This is a genomic window from Candidatus Methylomirabilota bacterium (genome assembly GCA_036005065.1).
Taxonomy (GTDB): Bacteria; Methylomirabilota; Methylomirabilia; order Rokubacteriales; family DASRDR01; genus DASYQW01.
Window position 1 is genome coordinate 1 of sequence record DASYQW010000252.1, and the last position, 19873, is coordinate 19873.

A 19873-nucleotide genomic window follows, 5' to 3' on the forward strand; every position below is an offset into this window, starting at 1 on the left:
GTATCCCGCATCTTCGCGGGGGCGGCCAGGGCGACGAGCTGGTACGGGTCAAGATCGTGCTCCCCCAGACCCTCACCCCGCGCGAGCGTGAGCTCTTCGAGGAGCTTCGCCGACTCCGACCGACTCCGCCGCGCTAGGTCACTTCGGGGGGTCTCGGAAGACCCCCCCGAGGCCCCCCCGTCGTGGCGGCGGCGAAGCCGCCGCTCGGAGCACGCCTGGATGCACCACGCGCTCGGTGGTCGGCGCCGGGCTACTCCGACACAGCGCTCAGCGAGGCGAGGCGAAGCGCTCATCACCAGGAACGCGGTCCCCGGCCGCACGCCTTCTTCTCGAAGTATTGCTGGTGGTAGTCCTCCGCCCGGTAGAAGCGCGCGGCCGGCGCGATCTCCGTCACGATCGGGCGCCGGTGCCGGCCACTCTGCTCGAGCCGGGCCTTGGACGCCCGCGCGGCCGCCTCCTGGGCGGCGGTGTGGACGAAGATCGCGGAGCGGTACTGGGTCCCGACGTCGGGTCCCTGGCGGTTGAGGGTCGTGGGATCGTGGGTCTCCCAGAATACGTCGAGGAGATCCTCGTACGAGATCTGGGCCGGGTCGTACTGCACCTCGACCGCCTCGGCGTGCCCGGTCGTCCCCGAGCACACATTCTCGTAGGTCGGGCTCTCGAGGGTGCCGCCGGTGTAGCCGACCGTCGTCGCCTCCACGCCCTTGACCTTGCGGAACTCGGCTTCCACGCCCCAGAAGCAGCCCGCGGCGAACGTCGCCTTCTCCATCGTCTGACCTCCTCTGTTTCGTCTGGCTACGGTCCCCATGATACTCCCCGCAGCGCCTCGCTGACTCGCTCGGCGGTCTCCTCGTCCGCCGTCAAGGCGCCGAGCGGCTAGCGGGCTTGACACGGTGGGGGCCTTCTGGTGGCATAGCGAGGCCCGCCGCGGTCGAGGCGTTCCGCACTTGGCCGCTCGAGGCCGTCAGGACCGGCGTTGGCGGCCCCTGCAGCGAGAGCGTCGCGGGCGGAAAGGGAGACACGGTCATGCGCATCGGAGTCGGGATGGTGAGGCTGGGTGTCCTGGTGGCGCTGGCGATCCTGTCCGGGGCGATCCCCGCCGGGCCGGCCGCGGCCCAGGGAGGGCACCTCAAGGTCGCGCTCCAGGGGGACCTCTCCGACGTCGACCTCCACATGACCACGCACTACGTGAGCCGCGTGGCCCTCCTCAACGTCTACGAGATGCTCTTCACCCTGGGTGAAGACCTCGGGGTCCGGCCGATGCTGGTGGACAAGCACGCCGTGAGCCCCGACGGCCTGGTCTACACGTTCACCCTCCGCAAGGGCGTGAAGTTCCACGGCGGCAAGACCATGGACGCCAAGGACGTGGTCTATACGCTCAAGAAGATGCAGGCCAAGGGGTGTCGCTCGGCCGAGTTCAAGCGGCTCATGAAGGAGATCGAGGCCACCGACGCCCAGACCGTGAAGATCACGCTCTCGGCGCCGTCGGCGGCCTTCCTGGCCTCGCTGGCCAACCTGATCTGCCCGGCCGTCGTCTACCCGGACGGCGAGGCCGAGCGCCAGGGCGGCACGGTGACGAAGCCGGTCGGCACGGGGCCCTTCGAATTCGTGGAGTGGAAGAAGGACAGCTCCCTCCGGATCCGGCGCTTCAAGGACTACGCCGCCGACTCCCGGCCCGCCTCGGGGCTGGCCGGCAAGAAGGAGGCGCTGGTCGAGACGGTGGACTTCATCCCGATCGTGGACCCCTCGGTGCGGGCCGCCGCCGTCGAGCGGGGCGATGTGGACATCGCGATCAGCCTGAGCGCAGAGGACGTCGCCCGCCTCCGCGGCAAGCCCGGCGTCGTGGTCAGCGCCAAGTCCGGCGGCTCGTTTCAGGACCTCCGCTTCGGCTTCAAGAAGGGGCCATTCAAGGACAACCTGAAGCTCCGCCAGGCGGTGGCGTACTCGCTCGACAAGGGGGAGATCGCCAAGGCCATCACGGTCGGGCTCGGCAAGCCGGCCCCGGCCGGCATCCCGCCCGGCACGCCGTACTTCACCCCGGTCCACGCCCAGGATCCCTACGGCAAGCAGAACCTCCAGAAGGCCAAGCAGCTTCTCCAGGAGGCGGGGTACAAAGGCGAGGAGATCACGCTCTCCGCCCACCTCGTCCCCGACCAGATCGCCCAGGCTGCCGTCGTGATGCAGTCGCAGATGCAGGCGGCCGGACTCAACGTGAAGGTGAAGACGCTCGAGTCGGCCGCCCTCCAGCAGGTGTGGAACACCGGGGACTTCGACTTCTTCCTCTCGGGGCTCACGCCGCGGGCCGACCCCGACACCTACTACTGCCAGTTCTGGGAGTCCGGCGGCAGCCAGGCCGGCTACAAGAGCGCGGACCTCGACCGGCTGTGCGAGGCCGGGCGCAAGGCGCTCAAGCCCGAAGAGCGGACGAAGATCTACACCCAGCTCGAGCAGCAGCTTCGCGCCGACGTTCCCTGGATCCCGACGATCTTCACGCCGACGGTGAGCGCCTGGCGTGAGTCCGTCAAGGGCTGGAACCACTGGGCGGCGGAGTACGCCCGCGTCTGGGGCGTTACCACCGCCAAGTAGGCCGCCCGGAAGGCCGGCTGCCGCGGGTGGCGCGCCGCCCGCGGCGGCCGGTGGCCCCGCCATGCCGCCGATCCTGAAGCTGGTCCTGACGCGTCTGGTCGCGATGGTACCCATGCTGATCGCGCTGAGCATGGCCTCGTTCGCCCTCGTCCACGTGATCCCGGGCGACCCGGCCCTCGTGATGCTGGGGGGCGAGAGCACGCCGGAGGCGGTGGCCGACCTCCGCGAGCAGCTCGGCCTCAACCAGCCCCTCCCGCTGCGCTACTGGCATTGGCTCGCCCAGATCGTCCGGGGTGACCTCGGCCAGTCCCTCTACAACAAGACGCGCGTCGCCGAGGAGCTGGCCTGGCGCCTGCCCACGACGCTGGCCCTGGTGGGGCTGGCCCTCGCCTTCTCGATCGGCATCGGCATCCCGGCCGGGATCCTCTCCGCGGCCTATCGGAACACCTGGGTCGACCACGCGGCGCGCCTGCTCACGCTGGTCAGCCTCTCCCTCCCGAGCTTCTGGCTGGGCCTCATGCTGATCATCCTCTTCTCGCTGAAGCTCGACCTCCTCCCGATCGTCGGCTACCAGCCGATCACCACGGACTTCTGGGGCGGGATCCGCTTCCTCATCCTGCCCGGCGCCGCCCTCGGCACCTACCTGGCCGCCCTGCTGACCCGGCTCACCCGCTCCAGCATGCTGGAGGTGCTCGGCCAGGACTACGTGCGGACCGCTCGGGCCAAGGGCTTGCGCGACCGGGTCGTCATCGTGCGCCACGCGCTTCGCAACGCCCTCATCCCGATCGTCACCGTCATCGGGATCAACGTGGGCATCCTGCTCGGAGGGAGCGCGGTGATCGAGACCGTCTTCGTGCTGCCGGGCGTGGGCCAGCTGGTGGTGCGCTCGCTGTACAACCGGGACCTGCCCGTCATCCAGGGGCTGATCCTCTACGTCGCGGTCATCTACGTCGCCGTGAACCTGGTCGTCGACCTCCTCTACACCTACCTCGACCCGCGGCTCCGGCCCACCTGACCGGAATGGCCGCCGCCGTCGAGACCCCCCGGGGGCTCCTTCCGGCCCGGCCGCGCGCCGAGGGGTGGACCGGGGTCGTCCAGCGCCTCCGGAAGAACCGGCTGTCGATGGCCGGCAGCGCGATCGTCATCCTGCTGGTGGCGGTGGCCCTCTTCGCCCCCTACCTGGGTCTCGCCGACCCGGTCAAGCTGAACGTGAGCCTGCGCTTCACGCCGCCGGGGCCGGGGCACTGGTTCGGGACCGATCACCTCGGGCGCGACCTCATGAGCCGCGTCCTCTACGGCGCCCGCTTCAGCCTGGTCATCGGCGCGCTGACGATCCTGGCGGCGGGCGTGCCGGGCGTGCTGGTCGGCATCCTGGGGGCGGCGGCGCCGGTCCGCGTGAGCGCGTCGATCATGCGGCTCATGGACGTCCTCATGTCGTTTCCCCCGCTGCTCCTGGCCATCGCGGTCGCCGCCGCCGTCGGCACCGGCGGGCGCAGCATCGTGATCGCGCTGAGCGTCGTCTACTTCCCCCGTATCGTCCGGGTCACCCGCGCGATCGCCCTGTCGGTCCTGACCCAGGAGTACGTCACGGCCGCCTTCGCGCTCGGGACCCCCGGCTGGCGGCTCATCGGGCGAACGGTGCTCCCCAACTGCCTCTCGGTGGTGATCGTGCAGCTCTCCCTCTACTTCGCCGAGGTGCTGCTGGCGGAGGCGGCGCTCTCCTTCCTGGGGCTCGGCGAGTCGCCGCCCCGGCCCACCTGGGGCAACATGCTCTACGACGCGCAGAAGAACATGCGGAACGCCCCCTGGATCGCCATCTTCCCGGGGGCGGCCATCGCGGTGTCCGTGCTCGGCCTGAACCTCTTCGGCGACGCCGTCCGCGACCTGATGGATCCCCGGATGCGCACCTAGGACATTTCGGGGGGGTCTCGGAAGACTCCCCCGATGCCCCCCCGTCGTGGCGGCGGCGAAGCCGCCGCTCGGAGCACTCCCCGATGCACCACGCGCTCGGTGGCCGGTGCCGGGGTACTCCCACACGCTCCTGCGCGCCCTCAGGGGGCGACCTCGGTCGTCCAGCGCGTAGGAGCCACGCGGCGAGAATCCTTTCTTTGGCTCGCGCAACACGTCGGCCGCCTCCCCGTCGGGCAAGGCGTCTGGGCCAGAATAACGTGCAGGAGCGAGTCGAGCCGGTCGGCCTCCGACGGTGGCCGGGGGGCGCCGAATCTGAGATAATCACGCCCATGTCGAGCCGGGAGAATCCGACCCGCGCCGCCGAACTCGAGGCGATCCGCTTCGCGTGGGACCCCCGCCGCTTCAACCGGCGGGTCGTCGAGGTCCCGGCGACGATGCGGGCGGGGCCGGTCGAGCCGGGCGTGATCTCGCTGGCCTTCGGGGCGCCGGCGCCCGAGCTCTTCCCCGCTGCCGGCCTCCTGGACGCGGCCCGCGAGGCGCTGACCGACGTCGCCGCCTACGCCGTGGCGCTCCAGTACGGGGCGGTGCTGGGCAACCCCGTCCTCCTGGGCGAGCTCCAGAAGAAGCTCGAGGCGGAGGAGGGGAGGGCGATCGAGCCGGGGGCCCTCGCCATCACCAACGGCTCCTCGCAGGCGATCGGCCTCACCGTCCAGGTGCTGGCCAACCCCGGCGACGTCTGCCTGATCGAGTCGCCCACCTTCATGGGCACGATCCGGACGGTCCGCTTCAACGGCATCACCATGGTGCCGGTGGCCCAGGACGCCCACGGCCTCGACCTGGCGGTGCTGGAGGCGGCCGTGACGAAGCTGCGGGCCGCCGGGACGCCGCCGCGCTTTCTCTACACCACCCCGACCTTCAACAATCCGACCGGGGCCACCATGCCCCTCGACCGCCGGCGGGCGCTCCTCGACCTGGCCGCCCGCTTCGACGTCCCGATCATCGAGGACGACGCCTACGGGGATCTGCGTTACGAGGGCGAGCCGCTTCCCACGCTCCACGCGCTCGACCCGCACGGCGTGGTGGTGCGCCTGGGGACCTTCTCCAAGATCGTGGCGCCCGGGGTCCGGCTCGGCTTCGTGCTGGCCCATCCCGCCCTGATCGAGCGGCTCCAGCCCTTCAAGAGCGAGGGCTCGACCAACGGGCTCGCCTCGCTGATCGTCGGGACCTTCATGAAGAGCGGGCGCCTGGCCGCGCACATCCAGACCCTGCGCCGCGCCTACCGGGCCCGGCGCGACGCGCTGTACGCGGCGCTCGAGGCCGAGATGCCGGAGACGGTCGCCTGGACGCGCAGCGAGGGCGGCTTCTTCGCCTGGCTGACGCTCGCCCCGCGGGTCGACGTCGAGAAGGTCATGGCCCGGGCGGCGGACGAGCAGGTGGTCGCGATACCGGGCCCGGCGTGCTTCCCGACCGGCGAGGGGGTGCATCACCTGCGCCTGTCCTGGAGCCTCCAGCCCATCGACCGGATGGCCGAGGGCGTGCGCCGCCTCGGCCGCGCGATCCGTGCCGGCTCCCCCTAGCCGCGTTCCCCTCGGGGTCGGACTGGCCCTGCTCGGTCTGCTCGCGCTCGGGGACCCCGGGGCGAGCCGGGCCGCGGCCGAGACCGTCCGGCTCCAGCTCAAGTGGGTGCCGCAGGCCCAGTTCGCCGGCTACTACGCCGCGCAGGCCCAGGGCTATTACGCCGCCGAGAGCCTGGAGGTCACGCTGCTCCCGGGCGGGCCCGATCTCGTGCCGGAGGACGTGGTCGCCCGGGGCGGCGCCGAGCTCGGCATCGGCTGGTTGCCGAGCCTCCTGACCGCGATCGAGCGCGGGCTGCCGCTCGTCAACATCGCCCAGATCTACGCGCGAAGCGGCATGCGCGAGCTCGCCTTCAAGAGCTCGGGAATCCGGAGCGTCGCCGATCTCCGGGGGCGCCGGGTCTCGGTGTGGCCGGGCGGGCACGAGGGCCCGCTCCTGGCGACGCTCGAGAAGTACGGGATCGACCGGACGCGGGACGTCACGCTGGTGCCCCAGGGCCTCGGCATGGCGCCCTTCCTCGACAAGAAGGTCGACGCGGCCGCCGCCATGACCTACAACGAGTACCGGCAGGTGCTCGACGCGGGGGTCAAGCCGGACGAGCTCACCGTCATCGAATTCGACGCCGAGGGCACGGCGATGCTCGAGGACGGCCTCTTCACCCGCACCGACTGGCTCGGCCGCCACCAGGAGGTCGCGGCCCGGTTCCTGCGGGCATCCCTCCGGGGCTGGACCTTCTGTCGCGACCGGGTGGACGAGTGCGCGGACATCGTGCTGCGGCACAACCCGGCGCTCGTCCGGTCCCACCAGGTCTGGATGATGGCCGAGGTCAACCGGCTGATCTGGGGGCCGCCGGCGCCCCCGAGCCCGCTCGGCAAGATGGATCCCGCCGCCTTCGACCGGACCGCCGCGATCGCGCGGCGCTTCGGCGTGCTCAAGCGCCCCGCCGACCGGGCCGCCTACACGCACGAGATCTGGGAGCTGGCCACCCGGAAGTAGGCGCGCCCGGCGCCGGCCTCTAGGAGCCTGTCGGAGTAACCCGGCGCTGATCATCGAGCGCGTGGTGCATCGAGGAGTGCTCCGAGCGGCGGCTTTGCCGCCGCCACGACGGGGGGGCATCGGGGGGGTCTTCCGAGACCCCCCCGAGAGGACCTAGAATGGGGTCGGGCGGCGGCCCGGCCGTCCTCGTCGTCGGCTACCTCTCGCTCGACGAGATCAGCGTGGGCGGGCGAACGGTTCCCGACGTCGCCGGGGGCGCGGCGCTCTACGCGGCCCTCGGCGCGGCGCGCGCCGGGGCGGCGGTGGGGCTGGTGGCGACCTGTGGCGACGATTTTCCCGAGGCCGCGCTGGCGGGTCTCCGGGACGCCGGGATCGACCTCGGCCACCTGAGGCGTGCCGGCCATCCGTCCCGCCGCGCTCGAATCGCCTACCGGCCTGATGGGAGCCGGGTGTCGTCTCACTGGGGGGAGACCGCCTGGCACGCGGCGACGCGGGCTCTCGCGCCGCCGCCCTGGCCGGCGTCGGCCCGGCCCACGGTCGTCGTCCTCACCGCCATGCCCCTCGAGCTCCTCGGCCGGCACCTCGACACGGCCCGGCAGGCGGGCGCCCGCGCGGTCGTCGACACGAGCGAGGTCTTCGCCGCGCGCGAGCGTGATCGCCTGCTCGCGCTCCTGGATCGGGTGGACCTGTTCGCCCCGAGTCGCGAGGAGACGCGCTGGCTCTGCCCCGGCCTGGACGACGATGCGGCCCTGCGCGTGCTGGCCGGCCGCTGTGCCCGCGTCGTCCAGAAGCGCGGCGCCGAGGGACTGATCCTCGTCTCCCCGGTCCACCCGGCCGGGCTCCGCATCCCGGCATCGCCGATCCCGGGCGAGGACCCGGACGCCGTGCCGGAGCCGACGGGGGCCGGCGATGCCTGCGTCGGCGCGCTCGGGGCCGGGCTCGCGCGCGGCCTCGACGACGCCGCCCTCCTCGCGCTGGCGAGTGCCATCGCCGCCCGGGCCGTGTCGGGGCTCGGCCCGGCGGGGCTCGGCCTCGCCACGCCCCTGTCGGCGACCGCCGGACCGTGACGGCGACTCCCCACATCCAGCTTCGCGGCGTCTTCAAGGCCTACGGCGCCCACGAGGTGTTGCGGGACTGCGACCTCGACGTCGAGAAGGGCGAGCTCCTCACCCTCCTCGGCCCCTCGGGATGCGGCAAGACCACGCTCCTCCGGACCGTCGCCGGCTTCGTCATCCCGGATGCCGGCCGCGTGCTCGTCGACGGCCGGGACGTGACGGTGGTGCCGCCCAACCGGCGTCAGGTGGGCATGGTGTTCCAGCACTATGCGCTCTTTCCGCACATGACGGTCTTCGGGAACGTCGCCTACGGCCTCCGGGTCCGGCACGCGCCCCGGGCCGAGGTCGGGCGGCGCGTGCGGGCGGCCCTGGATCTAGTGGACCTGGCCGCTTTGGCCGGCCGCTGGCCCGCCCAGCTCTCCGGTGGCCAGCAACAGCGCGTGGCCCTCGCCCGCGTCCTCGTCCTGGAGCCGGCGGTCTTGCTGCTGGACGAGCCGTTCGGCGCCCTCGACGCCAAGCTGCGGCAAGCGATGCAGGTGGACCTCAAGAAGCTCGTCGGCCGGCTCGGGATCACGACGGTCTTCGTCACCCACGACCAGGATGAGGCGCTGACGCTCTCCGACCGCATCGGGGTCATGCGGGCCGGCCTCATCGAGCAGGTGGGGGCGCCGCTCGAAATCTACGACCACCCCGCCAGCGCCTACGTCGCCGACTTCGTCGGCGTGTCCAATCTGCTCGTGGCCGAGGCGCGGGGCGGCGTGGCCGCGCTCTACCCCGGCACCTCCGTCGCGGCGGCCCAGGACGGCGCGGTGACGCTGGTCATCCGGCCGGAGCACCTCGAGGTCCGCCCTGGCCACGCGGCCGGCCGCGGCTGGCCGGGCACGCTCGGGTTCCTCAAGCACGGCGGCGCCACCACGGAGTACGAAGTGGACGTCGGGCGAGAGCGGCCGCTCAGGATCGTCGCGATGCGCGAGGGGAGCAGTCCGTCCCTCGCGGTGGGAGGGCGGGTGACGGTCGCGCTCCGCGATCCGGCGGCCTGCGTCGTGCTGCCCGGGAAGCTCGCGCCATGACCGGCACGGCGGCGACGCCCGCGGCCTGGCGCGAGGTGTGGTGGCTCCGCCGCCTGGCCCGCGGCGGGGGCGCCTGGCCCGCGGTCCCCGCTGTCCTGTACCTCGTGGTCATGATGGTCCTGCCGCTGTGCGTCCTCTTCTCGTTCGGCTTCGTGACCATCGAGCGCGGGCGGGTGGTGCCGGGCTCCTTCACGCTCGAGCACTACCGGCGGATCCTGGCCGATCCGCTCTCGTGGCTCCTCTTCTGGCGCTCGTTCTGGATCGGCGCCGTCTCGACGGCGCTCTGCCTCGCCCTCGGCTACCCGCTGGCCTACCTCTACACCGTCCTCGGGAGCCTCGGCCGGAAGATCCTCCTCGTCGCGGTCATCTCGCCGCTTCTCACGAGCGCGCTCGTGCGGACGTATGCCTGGCTCGTCATTCTGGGCGGGCGCCGCGGCCTCCTGAATACCCTGCTGCTGTCGCTCGGCCTGATCGACACCCCGGTCCGGATCCTCAACACCGACCTCGCCGTGCTGGTCGGGATGACCCAGATCCATCTCCCGTTCATGATCCTGCCGCTGATGGCGGTCCTGGCCGCGCGGGACCGCTTCATGGAGGAGGCGTCGCTCAACCTCGGAGCCAGTCGCGTGCAGACCTTCTTCCGCGTGGTCGTCCCGCTCAGCCTGCCCGGCATCGGGGCGGGTACGACTCTGGTGTTCGCGGTGTCGTACACGAACTTCATCATCCCGCAGCTCCTTGGCGGCGGGAATTACTCGACGGTCGCCGTCAAGGTCTACGAGCAGACCATCGTCATCCTGGACTGGGCGACCGGAGCCGTCCTGGCGGCGCTCCTCCTCGTCTCGTGCTTCGTCTTCGTGTTCCTCATCACGTACGCCACCGACCGGCTCACGGCCTGGAGCGAGCGCTCCCGATGAGGCGGCCCGGGCCGATGCGCGTCGCCCCGCGGCGTCCTCGGCCCGGTGCCACGGCAAGGCGCCGGAACGCCGTTTTCCGGAGGGTCTCCCGATGAGGCGGCCGGCCCTGGAGCGCCGGCGCCGGCCGCCCTGGTCGCCGTCCGACCTGATCGGCGCCGGCGTGCTGGGGACCCTGGCCGCGCTCGCCCTCGTGGTGCTGGTGGCGCCGTCGGTCGTGGTGGTGCTGATCTCGTTCGACGGCCGCGAGTACATCGGCTTCCCGCCGGCGAGCCTGTCGTGGCGCTGGTACCGCGCGCTGTGGAATCACGCCCAGATCCTCGACGCCGCGCTGGTGAGCCTGCGGGTGGCGGCCCACGTCATGCTGCTCTGCCTCGCGCTCGGGGTGCCGGCCGCCTACGCGCTGGTGCGGGGCACCTTTCCGGGGAAGACGGCGCTGGCGGCCTTTCTGGTCTCGCCGCAGATGATGCCCGGGCTGGTGATCGGCATCTCGGTGCTCTTCTTCGGCGCGTACTTCGCCTTCCGCGCCTCGCACGCGATGCTGGTCCTGAGCCTCACGGTGTTCTGCCTTCCCTTCGTGGTACGGATCGTCATGGCGCGGCTGGCCGGACTCGACCCGGCGCTGGAGGAGGTGTCGGCGGGTCTCGGCGCCGGGCGGCTCCAGACCTTCTGGCGGGTCACGCTCCCCCAGGCCCTGGCCGGAGTCCTGGCGGGGGCGGCGTTCGCCTTCATCGAGGCCTTCGACAACGTGACGATCGCCCTGTTCACCGCCTCGACCCGCGGGCGGCCGCTGCCCGTCGAGCTGTACTACCTCGTCCAGTACGATTCGAGCCCGCTGGTGGCGGCCGTGTCCGCCTTCGAGATCCTGCTGGCATTCGCCGTGGTCGCCATCGCCTCGCGCACGATCGGCCTGGAGCGCATCCGGACGTAGGAGTCCGATGTCGGAGCTACGACCGACCGCCCGAAGTCATCGAGGAGCGCTCCGAGCGGCGGCTTTGCCGCCGCAAACCTCCTGGGGGAGGTTTGGGAGGGGGCCGTCGAGGCCCCCTCCCATGAGGGAGCGATGCCGGACATCCTGATCCTGGGTCAGATCACGGTCGATCACGCGGTGCCGGCCGAGCCGGGCCCCTGGCGGGCCTCGGTCGGCGGGAACGCGCTCTACGCCGCGGCGGGCGCCCGGCTCTGGTGCGATCCCGCGCGCATCGGCGTCGTCGCCCGGCTCGGCCACGGGCTCCCGGGGGACGTGGCCGGCCTCCTCGAAGCCGCCGGCCTCACGCCGGCGGGCCTGCGCCGCGTGGACACCGAGCCCCTCGTGGAGTGGCTCCTCTACGAGCCCGACGGGAGCCGCCGGACCCTGCCGCGCAACCCGTCGCTCCGGGACCCGCACGCCGACGCCGAGACCCTGCGCGGGCGTTACCTCGCCCAGCTCGAGGCGGTGAGCGCGGCGGCGGACGACGTCCCGGCCGGGTGGCTGCCGGCGGTTGCCGTCCACCTCGCGCCGCAGGTGCGAGCGCGCCATGAGGCCTCGGTCGCGCGCCTCCGCGGACTCGCCGGGTTCCTTTCGGTGGATCCCTCGCCCCACTATGCGCGCGGCCGGGACGAGCGGGCCCTGGCCGAGATGCTGGGCGGGATCAGCGCGTTTCTGCCGAGTCGCGTGGAGGTCGAGCACCTGGCGTCCGGAGGGGACTGGACGGCGCTCGCCTTCCGGCTCGGCGCGGCGGGCTTCGGCGAGATCGTGATCAAGCTCGGCGGTGAGGGCTGCCTCCTCTACCGAGCGGGCGAGGGGGGACCGGTGCGGGTTCCTGCCGCCCCCGCCGCGGTGGTCGACCTCACGGGCGCCGGCGACGCGTTTTGCGGCGCCTATGCGGCGTGCCGCGCGCTCGGCCGGAGTCCCGCCGACGCGGCGCGGCGGGCGGCGGTCGCGGCGGCGATGGTGGTGGAGTGCGCGGGGGCGCCGGCCGCCCTGGCCCTGTCGCCGGCCGAGGCGCACCGTCGGCTGCCGCGGCTCGCCGCCGGGACCCGGTGACCCGGGTCGAGATCATGCCGGGAGATTTCCGCGATCATCGGGCTCTCCACCCCCCGTCCACCACCAGGGCATGGCCCGTCACATAGGCGGCCTCGTCGGAGGCGAGGTAGCAGACGGCGGCGGCGATGTCCTCCGCGCTGCCGCGTCGCCCCGCCGGCACGATGGCCCGGACCTGCTCGTCGGACACCGCGATGCCCACGCCGCTCATGTCGGGCGCACCCGGCCCCAGGATGTGCTGCGAGTGCTGCCGGAGGCCGGTGAGGACAGGACCCGGGCACACCGCGTTGATCGTGATGCCGCGGGCGGAGTAGACAACGGCCATCTGACGGGTGAGCCCGACGACGCCGTGCTTGGCCGCGACGTAGGCGGCCCCTCCACCCGTTCCGTTGAGACCGGCGACCGAGGCGATGTTGACGATGCGCCCGCTCCCGCGCGGCAGCATCTCGGCGAGGGCGCGCTTGCAGCCGAGGAACACACCGGTCAGATCGATGTCGACCACGCGGCGCCAGAGCGCCTCGTCCATCTCGTCCACGTTGAGGTAGCCGTCGAGGACCCCGGCGTTGTTCACCATGACGTCGAGCGGCCCCAGCTCCTTCACGGCCGCCGCCACCGCGCGGTCCAGGTCGGCGGCGCGGCTGGTGTCCGCCTGAGCCGCGATGGCCCGGCCGCCCGTCCTGGCGATGGCCGCCGTCGTCTCCCGGGCGGTGTCCTCGTCGATGTCGACCGCCGCCACCTGCGCGCCCCGGGCCGCCATCGCCTGGGCGATGGCCCGGCCGATGCCGGAGCCGGCGCCCGTCACCACTGCCACCCGATCTTTGAGCGTCACGTGTCTGCCCTGTTCTCCATGACGTGATCCCTCCCAGGCGTTGTGGTAGAGTGCGCGTGGCCCCAGGCTTCCGGCACGAGGAGGACGGAGCGATGATCATGGATCGACGCGATTTCGTCAAGCTGATCGGCGCGCTCACGCTCGCCCTGGCATCCGAGCGCGTCCTGGCGCAGGGCTCGAAGGTGGAGGTCCAGTGGCTCGGCCAGGCGGCCACCCGGATCACGACCCTCACCGGGAAGGTGATCGTCATCGACCCCTTCCTGACCCAGAATCCCAAGACGCCGACCCAGTACAAGAACCTGGATGCCCTGGGGAAAGTGGACCTGATCCTGGTGACTCACGGCCACGGCGACCACACGGGCGACGTCAAGGAGCTGGCCGCCCGGACCGGGGCGCCGGTGTATGGTCCGGCCGGGCTCATCTCGACGATGATCGATCTCGGCTGGGTCACGCCCGAGCGCGGCGTGCGGTTCGGGAAGGGCGGCACGGTGACTCCCGTCGGCCCTCAGATCCGGATCACGCAAGTCCGTGCCGAGCACTCGTCGGAGGTGACCGTCACCGATCCGGCCACCAAGAAGACCACGACGTATCCCGGCGGTGAGCCGGCCGGGTTCGTCATCGAATTCGAGAACGGCTTCAAGCTCTACCACACGGGCGATACCGGACTCTTCGGCGACATGCGCCTCATCGGCGAGTACTATCGGCCCGATGCGGTCATGATCCCGATTGGAGGCCACTTCGTCATGGACCCGAAGGACGCCGCCTACGCGACCCGAGAGCTGCTCAAGCCCCGACACGCCATCCCGATCCACTACGGGACCTTTCCCGTCCTGCGCGGCACGCCGCAGGAGTACGAGGCCGCGCTCGGCCAGACCTCGACCCGGGTTCACTCGATCAATCCCGGGGACGTCGTGACGTTCTGACGCGATCAGACTCCACGACCACGAGCGGGTGGGGTGCTGAACAGGCTTGCCTTCGCCAATTCGCTGGCCATCCTCACGGCGGCCCTGTCCCTCCTCTTCTCCCTGCTGGCGGCCGTCTCCCCGAGGCTGTTCCAGCTCCTGTTCAACGCTCAGTTCTTCGGGGCCGATGTGGCCGCGCTGCTTCCCAAGGTGGTCGGCTACGAGGGGTTCGTCGGAACGTTCCTCGTCCTGATCGCGAGCGCGTGGCTGTTCGGATACGCCTGGGCCTGGCTGTACGACGTCTTCGCGGGATGGGGCTGACCGGAGCGAGGCGGCTGGCCCCGCGGATCACGGCGGGCCGGTGCCGGCCGGGAGGAAGTCAGTGGCCGTGATGGCCGACCATGGAGCTGTCATCGAGCGCATCCGGGCGTCCGCCGAGGAGGTCCGGCGGACGGTGGACGCGGTGGCGCCCGGCAAGCATGGCGTCTCCCCCCGCGAGGGCGAGTGGTCAGTGCTGGAGACGCTCGTCCATCTTCGCAACGTGGTCGTCATGGTCTATGGCCTGCGCATCCGGCGCCTGTGGTACGAGACCGACCCGGTCTTCGCGGACTACGACGAGTCGATGCACCGCCAGGCCACGATGGACCGGCAGCCCCGGGCCGACCAGCTGGTCGCGATGATCGTGACCGAGCACGAGCAGCTGGCGGGGCTGCTCCGCGAGCTGCCCGATGATCGGTGGAACCGGGTGGGTCGCCATCCGGAGCTGGGAGAGATGAGCATCGAGTTCCTGGCCCGCCGGGTGGCCGAGCATGCCGAAGAGCACGCCCGACAGATCCGGAACACCGCGGTGGAAGTCCGGGAACAGGCCCGGCGCCGGGCCAGAGCGGTGGCGGAGGAGTTCAGGAGCCGAGGAGATGCGACGGGGTGGTTCGAGCGAGTCTATGCGACCGCGCACGGCGACGCCGGCGCCGTCCCGTGGGCGGCTCTCCGGCCTGACCGAAACCTGCTGGAATGGGTCAGTCGCGAGAGGCTCATCGGAACCGGCCAGAAGGCCCTCGTCGTCGGCTGCGGAGCCGGCGACGATGCCGAGGAGCTGGCCCGGCTCGGCTTCGAGGTGGTCGCCTTCGACATCGCCCCCACCGCGATCGACTGGTGTCGCCGGCGGTTTCCCGGGTCGCCGGTTCGATACGCGGTCGCCGATGTCCTCGCCCCGCCGGGGACCTGGCCGGGAGCCTTCGATTTCGTGCTGGAGGCGTTTACGATCCAGGTCCTCACCGGCGAGCTGCGGGGCCGGGCGATCCAATCCATCGCACGATTCGTGCGTCCGGGCGGCATGCTCTTGGTCCTCGCGCGGGGCCGCGAGCCGGATGAAGACCCCGGCAGCCTGCCCTGGCCCCTCACCAGGGACGAGCTGAGCCTGTTCGAGCGCGCCGGCCTGCGAGCCGTCCGTTTCGAGGACTACCTCGACCGTTCCGGCGATTCTCCCGTGCGGCGGTTCCGGGTGACGTACCAGCGAGCGATCCAGGGGACGTGACGCGACGAGGTGCCCGGCCAGCCCCCACCGGACGAGGCGACGGCAGGATCCCCGGGGAGTGTGTCGAGTAACCCGGCTTCCGAGACCCCCCCGAAGAACCTAGCCATGGCATTTACCGATGAGCTCTGGCAGTCGATCCAGACCATTTACGCCGCGATTCTGCGCCACCCCTTCCTGGCCGGGCTCGCCGACGGCTCCCTGCCACGCCCGAGCTTTCAGTTCTATGCGATCCAGGACGCGCTGTATCTGCGTGAGTTCGCCCGGGCCCTCTCGATCGCGGGCGCGCGCGCACCGCAGGACGAGTGGATCATCATGTTCAACGAGCACGCGGCGGGCGCCCTCCGGGTGGAGCGGGCGCTGCACGAGGGCTTCTTCCGCGAGTTCGGGCTCAGCCCGCACGAGGTCGCCGCTACCCCCCTGGCGCCGACCAACCTCGCCTACACGAGCTATCTCCTGGCGGTGGCCTACGCGGCGCCGTTCCACGAGGCGATCGCCGCCCTCCTGCCCTGTTACTGGATCTACTGGGAAGTGGGCAAGGCGCTCGAGCGCGCCGGTTCTCGCGATCCGCTCTACGCGCGCTGGATCGGGACGTACGCGTCCGAGGAGTTCGGGAGCCTCGTCCGGGCGGTGATCGATGCCACCGACCAGACCGCGGCTCGACTGCCGGCGGCCGAGCTCGAGGCCATGCGCCGGCACTTCCTGGCGACCAGCCGCTACGAATGGATGTTCTGGGAGATGGGGTACCGGCGGGAGGGGTGGCCTGTCTGATGCTGTCGCCCCCCTGACCGGCGGCGACTGCGGTCGTGGCCCTGACTGAACGCGAGGCGAAGATGGAGATCGGTCTCTTCACGGAGTTCCAGTGTCCGGCCGGAATGAGCGAGGCGACCGCGTTCGAGGAGTCGATGGCCCAGATGCGAGCGGCCGAGGAGCTCGGCTTCGACGCGGTATGGCTCGGCGAGCTCCATTTTCAGAAGGACCGCTCCGTGCTCGCCTCACCGCTGGTGGTGGCGGCCGCCATCGCGGTCTGCACCCGGCGGGTCAAAATCGGGATCGCCGTCCAGGTGCTGCCGCTGAGTCATCCGCTGCGGCTGGCCGAGGACGTAGCCACCGTGGACCACCTCTCCCGGGGCCGGCTGGACTTCGGCATGGGCCGGAGCGGTCTGCCCGGACACTACGAGGGATTCAACATCCCGTACGGCGAGAGCCGCGACCGTTTCCTCGAGACCCTGGAGATCCTGGTGAAGGCGTGGACGCGGGAGCGATTCTCACACGAGGGACGCTTCTATCAGTTCCGGGACGTGTGCGTGATGCCGAAGCCCTACCAGAAGCCGCACCCCCCTCTTCGCGTCGCCGCGACCACCGAGGAGACCTACCCGATGGTGGGCCGCCTCGGCTACCCGCTGTTCGTGGCCGTCCGGACGGGCTCGATCTCCGACCTCCGGCGCTTTCTCGGCGGGTACCACGAGGCGTGGCGGGCGGCCGGCCACCCCGGCCGCGGCGACGTTGCCCTGCTGATGCCCATCTACGTCGCGGAGACGGCGCGGCAGGCTCGCCAGGAGCCGGAGGCGAGCACCATGCACTGGTTCCGCGTGAGCAGCGAGGCGCTGAAGCGGTCCCCCACCCGGCGGGCGGACGCGGAGCGGCTGGCCGCACTCTCCTACGACGAGATCCTCGCCGAGCAGACGGTCTACGGAACACCGGAGGCGGTGGCGGAGCGACTCCGCGCGCTGCGCGAGGAGGTCGGGTTCTCCAGCCTGTCGGCATGGATGAACGTGGGCGGCCAGATCCCGCACGAGCGCGTGCTGACCTCGATGCGCCTCTTCGTGGAACAGGTGGCGCCGCGCCTCTAGGTCGTTTCGGGGGGGTCTCGGAAGGCCCCCCGATGCCCCCCCCATCGTGGCGGCGGCGGAGCCGCCGCTCGGAGCACTCCTCGATGTGCCACGCGCTCGGGGGTCGGCGCCGGGGCCCGCGCGCCCTCGTGAATAGTCCGGACTAGCGCGGATAATTCATGAGGCTTGCGCGGCGCGGGTGGGTGGCGCGGCGAACGGGCGCCCGCCGCGCCCGGAGCGGCGACTTACACCGCCGAGGGCGTCCCGCGCGCCATGCTCCGGACGGCCGCATTCGTCACCACGCTTCGCCGCGAGGACGCGGTGGGCTGTTCGCCGCGACAGGCCCCACCCGCTCGCGGGCCTTCACGAATAATCCGGGCCTGGGTCGTCGGGGCATCCCCCACGAGGGGCGCGGGTGACTCCGACCGCCCCTGGCCTGCGCCGATTCAGTCCTGGAGGATCTGCTTCAGCCTGGCGAGCAGGGCGGGATCCAGCGTGAAGAGCTCCGAGACCATCCTCTCCAGCTCTTCGCCGGTGACCGGATCGAGGCCGAGCCTGGCCCTTTCCGTCTCCGCCAGGAAGGCCTTGTCCTTCAGCGTCTCCTGAAAGGCCCTGCGCAGGATCTGGACTCGCTCCCGGGGGGTGCCCGGAGGCAGCACGAAGGGGCGGGCGAAGGCGCCGGTATGGTGGACGCCGACTTCGATCAGCCGCCGCGCCTCGTCGGTCTTGGCCAGGTCGATGGCCAGGGGCACGCCGGGCAGATCCGGGAATCCCTTGGCGACCGCTTGCAGGACCACGACGACCGCGCCGTCCTCCAGGGCCTTGCGCCAGGTCACCTTCACGGAGTCCCAGGCCCAGCAGCCCCCGGCCAGCTCTCCGCCGTCGGCGGCCAGACGGATGTCAGCGGTTCCCTTGTAGCCCGAGACGAGCTGGATCGGGAGCCCGAGAGCCGTCTTCAAGATCCTGGCCGTGTTGTCGGGAGAGGCCAGAGGGCCGGTGCCCCCCAACTTGACCGGTGTCCTGGCGGCCATCCATTTCTCCACGGTCGTGATGCCGCTGGTCCTGGTCAAGGCGCAGACGACATCCTCCTTGAGGGCGGCCCCGATGAACTCGAACTTCCGGGCATCGAACTCGATCGCCCGCTGGCCCAGCACCTGACCCAGTACCAGCGTCCCGTTGAAATGTCCCACGGTGAGACCATCGGGCTTGGCCACCCGGTAAAGGTGATTGGCGGAGACGAGGCTTCCGGCCCCCGGCATGTTGTCGACGATGATGGCGGGATTCCCGGCGATGTGCTTGCCCAGGTGCCGCGCGATAGTCCTGGCGTACGTGTCGAAGCCGCCGCCGGGAGCCAGCCCCACGATGATACGCACGGTCTTGCCCTCGTAGAACGACTGGGCCTGAGCCGGGCCGACGACCGAGGCGAGGGCGATCAGCGCCGACCACCCGGCGAGAAGGCGTCGATACATACGATCCTCCCGGTGGGGATTCGCCGTTCTCAGGTGGCCCTCGGCGGCCACCCGGCACGCGAAGGCTATCCGCGGCGAGCCGAAGCCGGGTCGCCGCGCCTCGGCGCGCTCAGGCCATTCCGGGCACGAAGGCGTCCCGCCCGCGCTGGTACGTGGGCTGCCGCTGGGCCGGATTGCGATTGACCAGCGGGCGGAGGTAGAGCGGGCTCAGGAGGCTTCGGACCTCGTGCTCGATCGTGAAGAGCACCCGCCCCGTGTCGGGATCGATGATGTCCTGGAACCGGTACTGGTACCAGTTGCTCTCCTCGGTGATGAGCCCACGCTCCTTGAGCCACCCCTGTGGGCCCGAGAAGTTCGCGATGTAGATCTGGATGTGGTGACCGTCGTAGGGCAAGCTCGGCTCCGCGGTTTCCCGGAAGATCAGCTCCTGGCGGGGTGCTGCCGTCACCCGCGCCGCCGCCCCCTCGCCGTTCCGAACCACCACCGCCGCGGCCCCGAGCGCGTCCCGGTAGAACCGAGCGATCCCGTCGGCCGTACCCGGCTCGACCGAGAACTCGACGTAGGGCATGCCGAGCGTCATGTCGCCGAAGGCGGATCCGGGGGGGTGGCAGTGGATGGCGTTGCCCCAGGGTGAGACCACGCGGATGTGCTTGTCCTTCACCGCGTAGTCGAACTTGGTCCCCGCGAGGCCTCGCTCGACCGCGGTGAGTCGCCCGGGCAACTCGTCGAAGTCGGGCACCACCAGGCCCACGTGGCCCCGCAGGATCTGCGGCTGGCCGGTGGGCAGGTGGAATTGCTGCTGCCCGATGTTGATCCACATGTTCTCGAGGCCGGTCATCAGGTACGGGTCGCGGGTCAGCCCCAGGCCCACGACGTAGAAGAGCGTGGCGAGCTGCTGGTCGGGGATCTTCACGTTGACGTGCTCCAGCGCGACGATGTTGCCCACGTCCTGCGTGGTCCGGTCGTATCTCTCGTCCGCCATGGCTCGCCTCCTTGAATCGAACGGCCGTCGCGCCTCACGACGCCCAGAGCCGGACTCTCCTCGAGAGAAGACGGAAGACCCGGCTGCCACCAACTCTACCCCGACGACCGGATGAGCGCCAGCCCTGAGGATAGGCCCGGGGGGTGGAACTGAGCGCGCGCGCTCCGCGCTGCGTCTCGAGGCCCGGTTCCCCGGGCCGCC

19 protein-coding genes are annotated in these 19873 nt (G+C 71.3%); 15 read left to right on the forward strand and 4 right to left on the reverse strand.

Going from position 1 to position 19873, the window contains the following annotated elements; all coding sequences use genetic code 11:
• Positions 1–292: 292 nt before the first annotated feature.
• Positions 293–769 carry a peptide-methionine (S)-S-oxide reductase MsrA gene (gene msrA / locus VGW35_17920; GenBank protein HEV8309542.1) on the reverse strand — a complete coding sequence of 159 codons (477 nt, stop codon included), beginning with the start codon at positions 767–769 and terminating at the stop codon, positions 293–295.
• 257 nt (positions 770–1026) lie between these two features.
• Here msrA and VGW35_17925 point away from each other — a divergent pair, with 257 nt between their 5' ends.
• The 10 genes from VGW35_17925 (at position 1027) to VGW35_17970 (ending at position 12130) form a co-directional block, all read left to right on the forward strand.
• Positions 1027–2586 carry an ABC transporter substrate-binding protein gene (locus tag VGW35_17925; protein ID HEV8309543.1) on the forward strand — a complete coding sequence of 520 codons (1560 nt, stop codon included), beginning with the start codon at positions 1027–1029 and terminating at the stop codon, positions 2584–2586.
• A 61-nt stretch (positions 2587–2647) separates the two neighbouring features.
• Positions 2648–3601 (forward strand): nickel ABC transporter permease, encoded by a 954-nt coding sequence (gene nikB, locus VGW35_17930; GenBank protein HEV8309544.1) that lies wholly within the window; start codon positions 2648–2650, stop codon positions 3599–3601.
• Between the two features lie 5 nt (positions 3602–3606).
• Positions 3607–4497 carry an ABC transporter permease gene (locus VGW35_17935; protein HEV8309545.1) on the forward strand — a complete coding sequence of 297 codons (891 nt, stop codon included), beginning with the start codon at positions 3607–3609 and terminating at the stop codon, positions 4495–4497.
• Positions 4498–4826: 329 nt separating this feature from the next.
• The gene (locus VGW35_17940; GenBank protein ID HEV8309546.1) at positions 4827–6074 is read left to right on the forward strand and encodes a PLP-dependent aminotransferase family protein; all 1248 of its coding nucleotides are present in this window, start codon (positions 4827–4829) and stop codon (positions 6072–6074) included.
• Positions 6058–7068 (forward strand): ABC transporter substrate-binding protein, encoded by a 1011-nt coding sequence (locus VGW35_17945; protein HEV8309547.1) that lies wholly within the window; start codon positions 6058–6060, stop codon positions 7066–7068. The genes VGW35_17940 and VGW35_17945 overlap by 17 nt, the downstream gene beginning before the upstream one ends.
• Before the next feature lie 158 nt (positions 7069–7226).
• Complete coding sequence (locus VGW35_17950; GenBank protein ID HEV8309548.1) at positions 7227–8135, forward strand: carbohydrate kinase family protein; 909 nt, start codon at positions 7227–7229, stop codon at positions 8133–8135.
• Positions 8132–9193, forward strand: coding sequence for an ABC transporter ATP-binding protein (locus VGW35_17955; protein HEV8309549.1), 1062 nt, complete (start codon positions 8132–8134; stop codon positions 9191–9193). The genes VGW35_17950 and VGW35_17955 overlap by 4 nt, the downstream gene beginning before the upstream one ends.
• Positions 9190–10107, forward strand: a complete 918-nt coding sequence (locus tag VGW35_17960) for an ABC transporter permease (GenBank protein ID HEV8309550.1) — start codon at positions 9190–9192, stop codon at positions 10105–10107. Before VGW35_17955 ends, VGW35_17960 begins: the two co-directional genes overlap by 4 nt.
• A 91-nt stretch (positions 10108–10198) precedes the next feature.
• Positions 10199–11035 carry an ABC transporter permease gene (locus tag VGW35_17965; protein ID HEV8309551.1) on the forward strand — a complete coding sequence of 279 codons (837 nt, stop codon included), beginning with the start codon at positions 10199–10201 and terminating at the stop codon, positions 11033–11035.
• Between the two features lie 132 nt (positions 11036–11167).
• A complete protein-coding gene (locus VGW35_17970; GenBank protein HEV8309552.1) occupies positions 11168–12130 on the forward strand; it encodes a carbohydrate kinase family protein in 963 nt (320 codons plus the stop codon).
• Positions 12131–12164: 34 nt separating this feature from the next.
• Here VGW35_17970 and VGW35_17975 read toward each other — a convergent pair whose 3' ends face one another.
• A complete protein-coding gene (locus tag VGW35_17975) occupies positions 12165–12956 on the reverse strand; it encodes an SDR family NAD(P)-dependent oxidoreductase (GenBank protein ID HEV8309553.1) in 792 nt (263 codons plus the stop codon).
• 98 nt (positions 12957–13054) lie between these two features.
• Between VGW35_17975 and VGW35_17980 the strand changes: the two genes are divergently transcribed.
• From VGW35_17980 to VGW35_18000, 5 genes are all read left to right on the forward strand, one after another.
• On the forward strand, positions 13055–13879 hold the full coding sequence (locus VGW35_17980) for a metal-dependent hydrolase (protein HEV8309554.1): 825 nt from the start codon (positions 13055–13057) through the stop codon (positions 13877–13879).
• Between the two features lie 33 nt (positions 13880–13912).
• Positions 13913–14179 (forward strand): DUF5676 family membrane protein, encoded by a 267-nt coding sequence (locus VGW35_17985; protein ID HEV8309555.1) that lies wholly within the window; start codon positions 13913–13915, stop codon positions 14177–14179.
• A 70-nt stretch (positions 14180–14249) separates the two neighbouring features.
• Positions 14250–15392, forward strand: a complete 1143-nt coding sequence (locus VGW35_17990) for a methyltransferase domain-containing protein (protein HEV8309556.1) — start codon at positions 14250–14252, stop codon at positions 15390–15392.
• Between the two features lie 105 nt (positions 15393–15497).
• Positions 15498–16160, forward strand: a complete 663-nt coding sequence (tenA, locus tag VGW35_17995) for a thiaminase II (protein ID HEV8309557.1) — start codon at positions 15498–15500, stop codon at positions 16158–16160.
• 35 nt (positions 16161–16195) lie between these two features.
• Positions 16196–17242: an LLM class flavin-dependent oxidoreductase gene (locus VGW35_18000; protein HEV8309558.1), complete on the forward strand. Its 1047-nt coding sequence runs from the start codon at positions 16196–16198 to the stop codon at positions 17240–17242.
• Between the two features lie 425 nt (positions 17243–17667).
• Here VGW35_18000 and VGW35_18005 read toward each other — a convergent pair whose 3' ends face one another.
• Together VGW35_18005 and VGW35_18010 are read right to left on the reverse strand one after the other, a co-directional pair.
• Positions 17668–18690 (reverse strand): tripartite tricarboxylate transporter substrate-binding protein, encoded by a 1023-nt coding sequence (locus tag VGW35_18005; protein HEV8309559.1) that lies wholly within the window; start codon positions 18688–18690, stop codon positions 17668–17670.
• 109 nt (positions 18691–18799) lie between these two features.
• Positions 18800–19672, reverse strand: coding sequence for a hypothetical protein (locus VGW35_18010; GenBank protein HEV8309560.1), 873 nt, complete (start codon positions 19670–19672; stop codon positions 18800–18802).
• Positions 19673–19873: the final 201 nt, after the last annotated feature.